This window comes from Rhizobium grahamii (genome assembly GCF_009498215.1).
Classification (GTDB): Bacteria; Pseudomonadota; Alphaproteobacteria; order Rhizobiales; family Rhizobiaceae; genus Rhizobium; species Rhizobium grahamii_A.
On sequence record NZ_CP043499.1, the window covers coordinates 1,775,225 to 1,787,836 of the forward strand.

The following is a 12,612-nucleotide window of genomic DNA, read 5'->3' on the forward strand; positions in this document are numbered from 1 at the left end:
GCGCTCCTCTGACCGTAGGCCCGCATTGTTGTCAGAGGAGGCGACCGAAGGCAACATAGTTTTTATAAATCGTATGAGATTTTCTATTTAACCAACTGAATTGAAATTCTCACGATATTCGACATAATGTCTTTAGGCGGCGGTAGCAGGATCACTGCTTTGGGCCGCGCGCACGAATTTCCGGCGAGAAAGGCTTGGCCATGAAGACCTCAATTGCGACGGTAACCTTGAGCGGCGAGCTTCCGGAGAAGCTGGAGGCGATTGCCCGGGCGGGCTTCGACGGCGTCGAGATATTCGAGAACGACTTTCTAGCCTTTGACGGCAGTCCGGCCGACGTCGGCAGGATGGTGCGCGATCTCGGAATGCAGATCACGCTGTTCCAGCCCTTCCGCGATTTCGAAGGCATGCCGGAGCCGCTGCGCTCGCGAACCTTCGATCGCGCCGAGCGCAAGTTTGATGTCATGCAAGAGCTCGGAACGGACCTCGTCCTCGTTTGCTCGAATGTCTCGCCGGCAGCACTCGGTGGCATCGACCGCGCGGTCGCGGACTTCCACGAGCTGGGTGAACGTGCGGCAAAGCGGGGGCTGAGAGTGGGCTACGAAGCCTTGGCGTGGGGGCGATATATCAATGACCACCGCGATGCCTGGGAAATAGTTCGCCGCGCCAACCATCCGAACGTCGGGCTCATTCTCGACAGCTTTCATTCGCTGTCCCGCAAGATCGAGGTCGATTCCATCCGCTCCATACCGAAGGACAAGATCTTCATCGTCCAGCTCGCGGATGCGCCGCTGATCGACATGGACCTGCTCTACTGGAGCCGTCATTTCCGCAATATGCCCGGTGAAGGCGATCTTCCCGTTACCGCTTTCACCGAGGCGGTCGCGTCCACCGGATATGACGGCTACTTCTCGCTTGAGATATTCAACGATCAGTTTCGAGGCGGCTCAACGCGCGCGGTCGCTGCCGACGGCCATCGCTCGCTGATCTACCTTGCTGACCAGGTGCGCGCGAAGACGCAAACCCTGATCGGAGCGGCCATGCCCAAGCGCGCGGTCGTCACCGGTGTCGGGTTCGTGGAATTCGCGACAGATGAGGATGAGGCCGGCGATCTGATCGCTCTGCTCAAAACGCTCGGTTTCCGGCTTGCCGCCAAACACCGTTCCAAGAAGGTCAGCCTGTTCCAGCAAGGGGAGATCAAAATCCTCGTCAACGTCGAGCCGACGGGCTTTGCAAATGCCGCCTATGCTGTCCATGGAACATTCGCCTACGCTCTGGCGCTTGTCGTCGATGATGCAGCGGCTGCCTATCAGCGTGCACTTGCACTTGATGCAGAGCCGTTTTCCCAACCGGTCGCCGAGGGTGAACTCGAGTTGCCTGCCATCCGTGGCGTGGGCGGTGGAGTGATCTATCTCATAGACGACAAGAGCGCGCTCGGGCGCTTTTCCGATATCGACTTCGAGCCGGTTACGGATAGCGATGACAATGGTGATGCTGGCCTGCTGCACGTCGACCACGTGGCCCAGACGGTCGCGTTCGACGAGATGCTGACCTGGCTTCTGTTCTATACCTCTATCTTCGAAGCGGCGAAGACGCCGATGGTTGATATCATCGATCCGGGCGGTGTCGTGCGCAGTCAGGTCGTGGAAAGCGATAACGGCGCCCTGCGTATCACCATGAACGGCGCTGAAAATCGGCGTACGCTCGCGGGGCATTTCATCGCCGAGAAGTTCGGTTCCGGGATTCAGCACCTCGCCTTCGCGACCGATGATATTTTCGCGACCGCCCGGTCGCTGCGCGCCCAAGGCTTCAGGTCTCTCCACATATCGCCGAACTACTACGACGACATCGAAGCGCGGTTTGGCTTGGATCCGGATCTGACGGATCGGCTTAGGGCAGAGAATATCCTTTATGATCGGGATGACGGCGGCGAGTATTTTCAGCTCTACAGCGGAACCTATGGCGAAGGCTTCTTCTTCGAAGTTGTCGAGCGTCGCGGTTATCGCGGCTACGGCGCTCCAAACGCGATTTTCCGTATCGCCGCCCTGAAAAAACAGATGCGCCCTGACGGCGTGCCGAAGGATGCCGGATAGACCACAGCCAGTGGGTGACATCGTCATCCGCTGTCTAGTGCCGACAATCTGAAAGGCCCGAAAACGCTCGCCTGCTAAATCCGGCTTGACAAATGTTATCGATAACATAGTCTCCGGATAGCTGATGGAGGAGAGCATGGGCGAAAGGCGGGTTCTGTTGGAATTCCGGGGCGTGTCGAAGGATTTCGGCGGTACGAAGGCGCTCACGGACGTGAGTCTGAATCTTCAGCGCGGTGAAATCCTGGCGCTCCTCGGGGAAAACGGCGCGGGGAAGTCCACCCTCATCAAGACCTTGGCCGGCATATACAAGCCTGACGGAGGGGAGATCCTTCTGAGAGGCCAGCCGTACAATCATCGGCCTCCGAAGCCGAATGAGCGGCAGCCCGTAGCGTTTATTCATCAGGATCTCGGCCTCATCGAGTGGATGACGGTTGGCGAGAACGTCGGATTGGCTCAGGGCTTTTCGCGGCGCGGCGGGCTGATCGATTGGGCGGCAACGGAGCGTCGTACGGCGGAAGCCTTGAAACTGGTTGGCTGCGATTTTGACCCGTCGACACGGGTCCAGAGCCTTACACGCACCGAGAAATCCCTTGTCGCGATCGCCAGAGCTCTCGCCGTCGAGGCCGATATCCTGGTGCTGGACGAGCCCACGGCAAGCCTCCCGGCCGATGAAGTCGAACGGCTGTTCGCAGCCATCCGCCCACTGAAGGAACGCGGCGTGGCGATGATCTACGTCTCGCATCGTCTGGACGAAATCTTTCGGATCGCGGATCGGGTCGCGGTCTTGCGCGATGGAAGGCTGGTGGGCCAGACCGCCGTGAGCGATACGAACTCGGACGAGCTCATTCGGATGATCGTCGGCCGAAAGGCCGATCAGCTTTTTGCCAAGGCTGAGAGCACGCCCGGTCGAACGCTGGTGTCGGTAGACTCTCTGATCTGCGAGGGCGCAGGGCCGATCTCCTTCGAGATGCGCGAGGGCGAGCTTCTCGGTCTGGTCGGCTTGCGCGGCGCAGGTCAGGAACTGGTCGGTCGCGCGCTGTTCGGCTGTGTGCCATCCGAAGGGCGGGTTGAGGTTCGCGGAGTAGCGCCGGACCTTTCGAGCCCAGTCAAAGCCATTGCATCTGGGATCGGCCTCATCGCACGCGACCGCACGGAGGAATCCGTCGCCATGTCGTTGTCGATCCGAGAAAACACCTTCATGAATCCGGGTGCGTCTGGCAGGCGTCTTTTCAAATTCCTCTCGCCGTCGAACGAAGCGCGACAAACGGCCGAGATCGGTGAGAAAGTCGGGTTGCGGCCGAACGACCAGTCCCTCGCCATCGAAGCGCTCTCGGGCGGCAATCAGCAGAAGGTCGTGGTCGGCCGGTGGCTCGCGACCGGACGAAAGCTCCTGATCGCCGAAGACCCGACCGCAGGCGTCGATGTCGGCGCCAAGGCGGACATCTATCGGCTGATTGCCGCAGCTGTCGAAGCGGGGCTCGCAGTTCTGGTGATCTCAACCGATTTTGAGGAGATCGCGCATATCTGCCATCGCGCGCTCGTATTTTCGCGCGGACAGATCGTTCGCGAACTCTCCGGCGCCAGCCTGACAACGTCCGCAGTGATCGCTGCGGCCTCCGCCTCCGAAGCGGCCTGACATAGGGGATATCAATGCAATCCATCCAATCAAATGCGCTCGAACCCACGAAGGTCGATCTCAAGGGGCTGAGTAAGACGGCGAGAATTCAGCGCCTTTTGCCGGTCTACGGATTGGTGATCCTGACGGCATTGCTGATCGTTCTCTTCTCTGTTCTGCTGCCCGATACGTTTCCGACGGTCTTGAACGTGCGGTCGATAATCGCGAACAAGACGATCATCGCCATCCTTTCGCTTGCCGCCATGATACCGATGGCCTGCGGCCGCATCGACCTCACGATCGGCTACGGCATCGTGCTCTGGCACATCCTCGCAATCAGTCTCCAGACCATGTTCGGTCTGCCCTGGCCAGTTGCCGTGTTGATCGTGCTTATGCTTGGTGCCGCAGTTGGCCTGCTCAACGGCTTGCTGGTTGAGGTTGCGAAGATCGACAGTTTTATCGCCACGCTGGGCACTGGAACGGTCATCTATGCCATCGCGCTCTGGCACACCGGAGGGCGCCAGATGATCGGTGTCCTGCCTGATGGCTTCTATGCATTGAATGGTACGATGCTTTTTGGCCTTCCGATCACGGGCTATTACGTCCTCGTGCTCGCACTCGTCATGTGGGTGGTTCTCGAATACCTGCCCATCGGTCGCTACATCTATGCGATCGGGGCGAGCCCGAAAGCTGCGGCTCTGAATGGCATCCCGGTGCGCCACTATGTGATCGGCGCGTTTATCGCCTCGGGAACACTCTCGGCGGTCGCCGGCGTTCTGCTTGCCTCGCGCCTGCGGATCGGTCAGGCAAGCGTGGGGCTGGAGTACCTGCTGCCTGCCCTGGTCGGCGCGTTCCTCGGTTCGACGACAATCAAGCCCGGCCGCGTCAATGTTTGGGGAACGATGATCGGGGTCATCATCCTCGCTGTCGGCATCGCCGGTATCCAGCAGTTCGGCGGTTCGTTCTTTGTCGAGCCGCTCTTCAACGGCGTGACCCTGCTCGTGGCCATCGGCATCGCCGGATATGCGCAACGACGCCGCAGCGTGGCGGGATTGCTGCGTCCAAGGTCCGAGCAACCTGCCGAAACCAAGCAGAAATAGTCAATTCCAGCTTCACAGCTCATGGGAGGAGAAAAACGTGAAACGCAGGCATTTCTTGAACACAACTGTAGCTGTCGTCACCTTGATGATCGCAGGTCCGGCATTCGCCGATGCCATGGCGGATGCAAAGGCGGTCGTCGAGAAGTATGCGACCAAGGTCGACAAGTGGGATGGCCCGACCACCGGTCCAAAGGCCGCTGAGACAAAGAAGATCGTTGTCGTGGCCGCGGACATGAAGAACGGTGGCATTCTCGGGGTGGCGAATGCGGTCCAGGAGGCCGCTGCAGCTATCGGATGGACGGTGACGGTTCTTGATAGCGCCGGATCGATCGAAGGGCGTACTGCCGCGTTCAGCCAGGCGCTGACCTTGAAGCCGGATGGGATCATCATCGCAGGCTTTGACGCCGTCGAGCAGAAGCCCTCGATGGAGCAGGCAAAGAAAGACAATATCCCGATGGTCTCCTGGCATGCCGCCCCGGCGGTCGGCCCGGTGCCTGACGTCGGCGTCTTCGCCAACGTCACGACCGACGCGATGGAAGTCTCAAAATCTGCCGCGGACTACGCCTATGTCGACGCGGGCGGCAAGCCCGGCGTGATCATCTTCACCGACTCCACCTACTCGATCGCAATTGCCAAGGCCGATCGCATGAAGGAGGAGATCGAGAAGCTGGGTGGAACGGTTCTCGAATACGTCGACACGCCGATCGCCGAGACATCCCAGCGTATGCCGCAGCTGACGACGACGCTTCTCCAGAAGTACGGTCAGAAATGGACGCACTCGCTCGCAATCAACGACATCTACTTCGACTTCATGGGACCGTCGCTGTCCGCGGCCGGGATTGCCGGTGACGGCGCTCCGAAGAGCGTTGCCGCCGGCGATGGCTCCGAAGGCGCCTATCAGCGAATTCGGGCGAAGCAGTATCAGGCAGTGACCGTCGCTGAGCCGCTGAGCCTCCAGGGCTGGCAGTTGGTCGACGAACTCAACCGTGCTTTCGCTGGGGAGAAGTGGTCGGGTTATGTATCGCCGTTGCATGTGGTAACCGCAAGCAATGTCGAGTTCGACGGTGGTCCGAAGAATACGTTCGATCCTGATAACGGCTATCGCGACGCCTACAAGAAAATCTGGGGCAAATAGTCTCCCGACGTAAAAGAGGCGCGGTCTCGATGAGATCGCGCCTCTCGCCATCCCGGTACGGGATCAACCCCGTCGATTGAGTGCGATCGAGTAGATACTGGTCGATGCTGTAATGAACAGCACGTGTTTATGCCGGCCGCCGAAGCAGACGTTTGAAACGGTCTGCGGCACGAGAATCTTTCCGAGCAGGCGGCCGTCAGGCGCAAGGCAGTGAACCCCATCGCCTGCCGAAGACCAGAGATTGCCGTCACTGTCGACGCGCATCCCGTCCGCAGCGCCCGGCGTGATCGAGTGGAACACGCCTCCTCCCGTCAGCTGTCCATCCGGTCCCACATCGAAGACACGGATATGACGCGGATCTTCTGTGAAGATCCTTCCGGTATCCGCCACATAAAGCCGCTTCTCGTCGGGGCTGAACGCGAGACCATTCGGGCAGTTGAAGTCCGTCAGCACGGCCTCTATTCGCCCGCTGGGATCTACGCGATAGACGTTGCAGGGTAGCTCCTGCTCAGCCTTCTCGCCTTCGTAGTCCATGGAGATCCCATAATGGGGATCGGAAAACCAGATGGCTCCGTCGGATGCCACGATGACATCGTTCGGCGAGTTCAGGCGTCTGCCCTGATAGCTGTCGGCGATGACCGTTATCGATCCATCCATCTCGGTCCGCGTGACACGCCGGCCGCCGTGCTCGCACGTGATGAGGCGACCTTGCCGATCTCGCGTATTGCCGTTCGCGAAATTGGAGGGAGAGCGAAATACGCTCGTCCCCACCTCGGGAATCCAACGGTGCATGCGGTTGTTGGGAATGTCCGAGAAGACAAGGCAATTCAGATCGCCAAACCAAACAGGCCCCTCGACCCAATCGAACCCCGATGCAATCTCTTTCAATGGCGCGTTGCCGAGCACGAACGTGTTGAAGATGGGATCAACAGCCTCAAAGAATGTCACCTAAAATCTCCCATTGGTCTAGTTTCATCCAATTCAAATTCTCCTCCCGGAACCGAAGGTTCTGGTGTGACGATCGCTAGGAAAAGTCGATGTGAACCTTCATGGCCTTCGTCCGGTCCGACGCGGTTTGGAAGGCCGCCAAGGTCTCGTTCAGGCCTAGCGTGTGCGTCATGAGAGGCTTGACGTCGATCAGCCCCTTCCGCATCAGATCGACACCGATCGCAAACTCCTCATGGAAGCGGAACGAGCCGCGGAGCTCGAGTTCCTTGGCAGTAATTGCCCCCATCGGAAGGCTCATGTCTCCGCCCAGCCCAAGCTGAACGATGATGCCGCGGGGCCGCAGCGCCGCGATGCCAGCCGTCAGCGCTGCTGCTGCTCCCGAGCATTCGTAGAGCACGTCGAACGTTCCCTTGTCGGCGGAGTACTCGCCCAAGGCATCCGGCGTTTCAGCCGAGTTGATGACGCGGTCGGCTCCGACGGTCTTGGCGATCGACAGCGTAAATGATGAAAGGTCGACGGCGACAATCTCGGCTGCGCCTGCGCGCCGCGCACATAAGATCGCCAGCGCCCCGATGGGGCCGCAGCCAGTCACTAGGACGCGCTTTCCCACCAGGCTGCCGGCGCGGCGTGTTGCGTGGAGTGTCACGGCCAAGGGTTCGGCCATGGCCGCCTCCGCAGCAGAGAGACCGTCCGCCGGAACGCACTGGATCGCGTCTGCGACAAGCGATTGGCGAAAGGCGCCCTGGATGTGCGGAAACGGCATTGCGCTGCCATAGAACCGCATGTTCAGGCATTGATTGTGCAGGCCGTCTTGGCAGTAACGGCATTCGCGACACGGCCTGGATGGTGAAACGGCGACCAACTGGCCAACGCTCAAGCCCGTGACATCAGGCCCAAGCTTCTCGACGATCGCCGATACTTCATGACCGAGGATCATTGGCTGCTTGAGCCTGACGGCACCGAACCCGCCATTGTGGTAGTAGTGCAGGTCGCTGCCGCAAATGCCACCCATTGCGAGCCTCAGCTTTACCTCGCCGGGGCCGGGCTCCTCTTCAGGGCGGTCTTCTATGCGGATGTCGTGCGCCGCGTGAACGACTATCGATTTCATGGTGCCCTCACAGAACCGGGGTTGGCAGATCCCGACCGGCGAAGTGTGCCGCCAGGTTATCGCGCACCAGCTTTCCCATCGCCTTGCGGGTTTCGATTGTCCCCGAAGCATGGTGGGGCTGCAGCAAAACGTTGTCGAGCTTCAGGAAACGCGGATTGAGCTTCGGTTCGCCTTCGAAGACATCCAGCGCAGCCGAACCGAGCGTTCGTGTCTCAAGCGCTTCAAGCAGGGCCTCTTCATCGATGTTGGAGGCGCGCGCGATATTGATCAGCATGCCTTCATCACCAAGTGCTGCCAGCACATCGCGTCCAACAATATGGCGCGTCGCTGCGGAAGCGGCGAGGGTTACGAAGAGGAAATCGGAGCGGGCAGCAAGGGCGACCGGATCGGAGATAAACTCCATCCCTTCGGCGTAAGGCTTTGCCGCCGGACCGCTGTAAGCGATATCCATGTCGAACGCCTGCAGCCGTTTCGCGACCGCGAAGCCGATCCGGCCGAGGCCGAGGATACCGGCGCGTCGCCCCCAGACTCTCCGCTTCAACGGAAAGAGACCCTTCGCGGCCCAGCTTCCATCTTGCACCCACCGCTCGGCGCTGATCATCCCGCGCGACTGGCACAGCATCATGGCCACGCCCAGATCCGCGACGTCGTTCGTCAGCACGTCAGGCGTGTTCGTGACGCGAATGCCTTTTTCCCGGCAGGCTGCCAGATCGACTGCATCATATCCGACGCCGTAAACCGAAACGATCTCGAGGTTTGGACACGCGTCGATCATCGACCGCGCCGCCCCCAACTCACCTCGCGTCGCGATCGCGCGTACCTGTGGACCTACGCTGGAAAGGAAGGCAGACTTGTCTGCGGCATCGAAATAACGGTGAACCGTGAAAGCGGACTGAAGAGGAGCTTCATCCCATTCCGGATAAGGGCCGACCTGGAGGATATGCGGTTTTTCCATTGTGATGCTAACTCCCTTGACATCGTATGTTATCGATAACATAAACAGGTGAATTAGACTTGTCGAGATATGGAGAGGCGGGAAAGTGTCGCTGGAATTATTCGATCTGACCGGCCGGCGTGCCCTCATCACCGGATCGTCTCAGGGCATTGGTCTGGCACTCGCCCAGGGGCTGGCGCGGGCGGGAGCTAAGGTCGTTCTGAACGGGCGCGACCCGGAAAAGCTGGACGCGGCAGCAGCGACGATCGACGGTGCGGACACGTTGCAGTTCGACGTCACGAACCACGCAGCCGCTCGGCAAGCGATCGACGAGTTCGAGGCGAAGAGCGGTCCTATCGACATTCTCGTGAACAATGCAGGCATGCAGCATCGGACGCCGCTTGAGGACTTTCCCGCGGATGCTTTCGAACGGTTGCTGCGGACGAATATCTCGTCGGTCTTCAACGTCGGGCAGGCGGTTGCCCGCCACATGATCGCCCGGGGTGCCGGGAAGATCATCAATATCGCGAGCGTACAGACCGCGCTGGCGCGTCCGGGCATTGCCCCCTATACCGCAACAAAAGGCGCCGTCGGAAACCTGACCAAGGGAATGGCGACCGACTGGGCAAAGTATGGTCTGCAGTGCAATGCCATCGCACCCGGTTATTTCGATACGCCGCTGAACACTGCGCTCGTTGCCGACGAGGCCTTCTCTGCCTGGCTTGAGAAGCGGACGCCCGCCGGTCGCTGGGGGCATGTCGATGAACTTGTCGGTGCCTGCGTCTTTCTCGCTTCGGCAGCTTCCTCTTTCGTGAACGGGCACATTCTCTATGTCGATGGCGGCATCACGGCTTCGCTCTGAGCGCGTTTCGCGCATCGTTCTGATGGGTGTTTCCGGCTGCGGGAAAACGACCGTTGGGGTTGCCCTCGGCGCGCGGCTCGGATTGCCGTATATCGATGGAGACGACCTCCATCCGCCTGAAAACATTGCGAAGATGAGCCGGTCCGAACCCCTCGACGATTCCGATCGCTGGCCATGGCTGGCGCAGGTCGGCGATGCTCTGGCCTCCCTCAACGGAGGAGCAATCGTTGGATGCTCGGCCCTGAAGCGCGTCTATCGCGAACGGATAAGTCGTGAGGTTGGAGCGCCCGTTACCTTCGTGCATCTTGCCGGGTCTCGCGGCCTCATCGGCCAGCGGTTGGCTGAAAGGTCAGGCCACTTCATGCCGACGAGCCTGCTGGACAGTCAGTTCGCCAGCCTCGAACCGCCGAGCGCGGACGAACAGGCGATAACTGTCGACATCGACCAGCCGTTCGACAAAATCATTGCGCACATCGTTCGTGCCTTAGAGGAGCAGGATAAATGACGAACCGGGTAGCACTTATCGGCGCGGGCGCGATGGGTGGCGCGATCGGAAGCCGCCTCGTCCAGACGGGAAATCAGCTTACCGTCTTCGATCTCGATCCTCAGAAGGTGGCCGCGCTGACGGACATCGGCGCATCGTCCGCAAAGAGTGCAGCCGAAGCCGCAGCGACCGCTGATTTTGTCATCTTCAGCTTGAACTCCCCTCGGATCGTGAGGGCAGCGGCCTTTGGCCCTGGCGGCGTTGCGGATCTCGCTCGGCCCGGCACGCTGCTGATCGATATGTCTTCGATCGATCCGGATGAGACGCGCGAGCTCGCGGCGGAGGCCGAACAAAAGGGACTGCGCTGGGTCGACAGCCCGCTATCCGGCGGGGCGCCGAAGGCATTGACTGGCGAGCTGACGCTTATGGCCGGCGGGCGAACCGAAGATGTCGAAGATGCCCACCGGGTCCTGAAGCACCTTGCGACGAACTATACGCATATGGGTCCTGCGGGCGCCGGCCAGACGACGAAGCTCATCAATCAGGTGCTTTGCGGCCTGAATTTTCTCGCGGTCGCCGAGGCGACGCAGCTCGCGATCGACGCCGGCGTCGATGCGATCAAGATCCCGCAGGCGCTTCGGGGAGGGCGCGCCGACAGTGCGATCCTTCAAGAGTACATGCCGCGTTTCGTGACCAAGGACTACCGCCGCACGGGCCGTATCGACAACATGGTCAAGGATCTCAACGGTGCGCAGGATCTGGCGCGTCGGACGAACACCGCCATGCCGCTGACGGCCGTATGCGCGGAGATCCATCGCATGCTGACGGCTGCGGGGCTGGGCGGCGAGGATCAGGCTGCGCTTATGGAGTTTTTCAAGGGTACAAAAGGGGAGGTCTCGGAATGATTACGCGGTATGCGCTGTTCGAAGGCAAGGTGAAGGATGGTGAGACGGTCGCCTTCAGGCGAGCGGTCATGGAGACGATCCTGCCGAAGTGGAAGCAATTCCCGGGCGCGCTCGATGTTCGCGTCTCCTTTGCCGAAGCGCGGGACGACGGCGCGCCTGAGTTTCCGATGATCCTCGCGGTCAATTATCCTGACATGGCCGCCGTCGATGCTGCGCTGGCAAGCCCTGTACGGACGCAGGCGCGCGCAGCCACGGAAGACGTTCTCTCGCGCTTTTTCGAGGGACGTATCCACCATCATGTCACTGTGGCCAACGAGTTCAAACTCTGAAATGGCGCCGCTTGCAAACAGGCGCGATGAACTTTAGAAACGGAATGGTATCGATAACACGAGCCCGGTAGAGTTGCTGTATGCCGAACCGAAAGCCGCCGACCATGGCAGACATTGCTCGTGTTACGGGTGTATCTCCGATGACGGTGTCACGTGCGTTCAAGGGCGAGAACTTGATCAGCCCGGACACGCGCAACGCGATCCTGGAGGCGGCCGAGTCGTTGGGCTACGTGTTCGACGCCACGGCGTCGAGCCTGCGCTCACAGAAGACCGATTTCGTCGCTGTCACCATTCCGTCCGTCAACAATGCTAACTTCGCCGATACTGTCGGGGGGCTGTCGGACACGGTGGCCGCTCATGGCATGCAGATTTTGCTCGGCTATACGAATTACGATGTGGTCGAAGAGGAGCGGCTGATCGAGCAGCTGCTTCGAAGGAAGCCACAGGCGATCGTCGTCACCGGGGGCAAGCATACGCCCCGCGCGCGCCGCCTTCTCGAAAATGCCCACATACCTATCATCGAGACATGGGATGCGCCGGGCGAACCGATCGGGCACTACGTCGGCTTTTCGAATGCGAACGCTGTTCGAGAGATGGTCGATCATCTCGTCGGCGTTGGTTATCGGAAGATCGCCTTCATCGGGGGGGATGCGAGCCGGGATACGCGCGGTAGCGACCGCCGGCTCGGGTTCATCGAGGCTCTTACGAACCATGGCCTCGATGCGAACAGGCTTATTTCTGCTGGAGTTCCGCCGATCTCGATGCGGGAGGGCGCAGAAGCCATGGCGCGGCTTCTCAAGGACTTTCCTGATACGGAGGCCGTGATTTGCGTATCGGACCTTTCGGCATTCGGAGCCCTCACGGAATGTCAACGGCGCCAGATCTCGGTGCCGAGCGATATCGCGATCGGTGGCTTCGGTGACTACGAGATCGGTGACATCTGTGTACCTCGCCTGACCACAATCAACGTCGGGGCTCGCCAGATCGGTGTCGAGACGGGCAGGCTTCTCCTGAGCATCCTGGACGGCAACTCGGACGCGTCAAACGTAACGATCGTCCCGAGACTTATCGTTCGCGAGACGACGCGATAGCGCACGGCGTC

12 protein-coding genes are annotated in these 12,612 nt (G+C 60.3%); 9 read left to right on the forward strand and 3 right to left on the reverse strand.

Going from position 1 to position 12,612, the window contains the following annotated elements; all coding sequences use genetic code 11:
* Positions 1 to 200 precede the first annotated feature (200 nt).
* The 4 genes from FZ934_RS26855 to FZ934_RS26870 all read left to right on the forward strand — a co-directional run bounded on the left by FZ934_RS26855 (position 201) and on the right by FZ934_RS26870 (position 5,940).
* Positions 201 to 2,090, forward strand: coding sequence for a bifunctional sugar phosphate isomerase/epimerase/4-hydroxyphenylpyruvate dioxygenase family protein (locus FZ934_RS26855; RefSeq protein WP_153273810.1), 1,890 nt, complete (start codon positions 201 to 203; stop codon positions 2,088 to 2,090).
* A 136-nt stretch (positions 2,091 to 2,226) separates the two neighbouring features.
* Complete coding sequence (locus FZ934_RS26860; protein WP_153273811.1) at positions 2,227 to 3,726, forward strand: sugar ABC transporter ATP-binding protein; 1,500 nt, start codon at positions 2,227 to 2,229, stop codon at positions 3,724 to 3,726.
* 14 nt (positions 3,727 to 3,740) lie between these two features.
* A complete protein-coding gene (locus FZ934_RS26865) occupies positions 3,741 to 4,805 on the forward strand; it encodes an ABC transporter permease (RefSeq protein WP_153273812.1) in 1,065 nt (354 codons plus the stop codon).
* 37 nt (positions 4,806 to 4,842) lie between these two features.
* The gene (locus tag FZ934_RS26870) at positions 4,843 to 5,940 is read left to right on the forward strand and encodes an ABC transporter substrate-binding protein (RefSeq protein ID WP_153273813.1); all 1,098 of its coding nucleotides are present in this window, start codon (positions 4,843 to 4,845) and stop codon (positions 5,938 to 5,940) included.
* Positions 5,941 to 6,003: 63 nt separating this feature from the next.
* Here FZ934_RS26870 and FZ934_RS26875 read toward each other — a convergent pair whose 3' ends face one another.
* From FZ934_RS26875 to FZ934_RS26885, 3 genes are all read right to left on the reverse strand, one after another.
* The gene (locus FZ934_RS26875; RefSeq protein ID WP_153273814.1) at positions 6,004 to 6,888 is read right to left on the reverse strand and encodes an SMP-30/gluconolactonase/LRE family protein; all 885 of its coding nucleotides are present in this window, start codon (positions 6,886 to 6,888) and stop codon (positions 6,004 to 6,006) included.
* A gap of 76 nt (positions 6,889 to 6,964) precedes the next feature.
* The gene (locus tag FZ934_RS26880; protein WP_153273815.1) at positions 6,965 to 7,996 is read right to left on the reverse strand and encodes an L-idonate 5-dehydrogenase; all 1,032 of its coding nucleotides are present in this window, start codon (positions 7,994 to 7,996) and stop codon (positions 6,965 to 6,967) included.
* A 7-nt stretch (positions 7,997 to 8,003) separates the two neighbouring features.
* The gene (locus FZ934_RS26885) at positions 8,004 to 8,951 is read right to left on the reverse strand and encodes a 2-hydroxyacid dehydrogenase (RefSeq protein WP_153273816.1); all 948 of its coding nucleotides are present in this window, start codon (positions 8,949 to 8,951) and stop codon (positions 8,004 to 8,006) included.
* Between the two features lie 85 nt (positions 8,952 to 9,036).
* On the opposite strand from FZ934_RS26885, the gene FZ934_RS26890 reads away from it, so the two are divergent.
* The 5 genes from FZ934_RS26890 to FZ934_RS26910 all read left to right on the forward strand — a co-directional run bounded on the left by FZ934_RS26890 (position 9,037) and on the right by FZ934_RS26910 (position 12,601).
* A complete protein-coding gene (locus FZ934_RS26890; RefSeq protein ID WP_153273817.1) occupies positions 9,037 to 9,792 on the forward strand; it encodes an SDR family oxidoreductase in 756 nt (251 codons plus the stop codon).
* Positions 9,761 to 10,297: a gluconokinase gene (locus FZ934_RS26895; RefSeq protein WP_153273818.1), complete on the forward strand. Its 537-nt coding sequence runs from the start codon at positions 9,761 to 9,763 to the stop codon at positions 10,295 to 10,297. Before FZ934_RS26890 ends, FZ934_RS26895 begins: the two co-directional genes overlap by 32 nt.
* Positions 10,294 to 11,181 (forward strand): NAD(P)-dependent oxidoreductase, encoded by an 888-nt coding sequence (locus tag FZ934_RS26900; protein ID WP_153273819.1) that lies wholly within the window; start codon positions 10,294 to 10,296, stop codon positions 11,179 to 11,181. Before FZ934_RS26895 ends, FZ934_RS26900 begins: the two co-directional genes overlap by 4 nt.
* Positions 11,178 to 11,510, forward strand: coding sequence for a hypothetical protein (locus FZ934_RS26905; RefSeq protein ID WP_153273820.1), 333 nt, complete (start codon positions 11,178 to 11,180; stop codon positions 11,508 to 11,510). The genes FZ934_RS26900 and FZ934_RS26905 overlap by 4 nt, the downstream gene beginning before the upstream one ends.
* Before the next feature lie 140 nt (positions 11,511 to 11,650).
* Entirely contained in the window at positions 11,651 to 12,601 is a 951-nt protein-coding gene (locus FZ934_RS26910; protein WP_246737967.1) for a LacI family DNA-binding transcriptional regulator, read from the forward strand.
* The last annotated feature ends 11 nt before the right edge of the window (positions 12,602 to 12,612 follow it).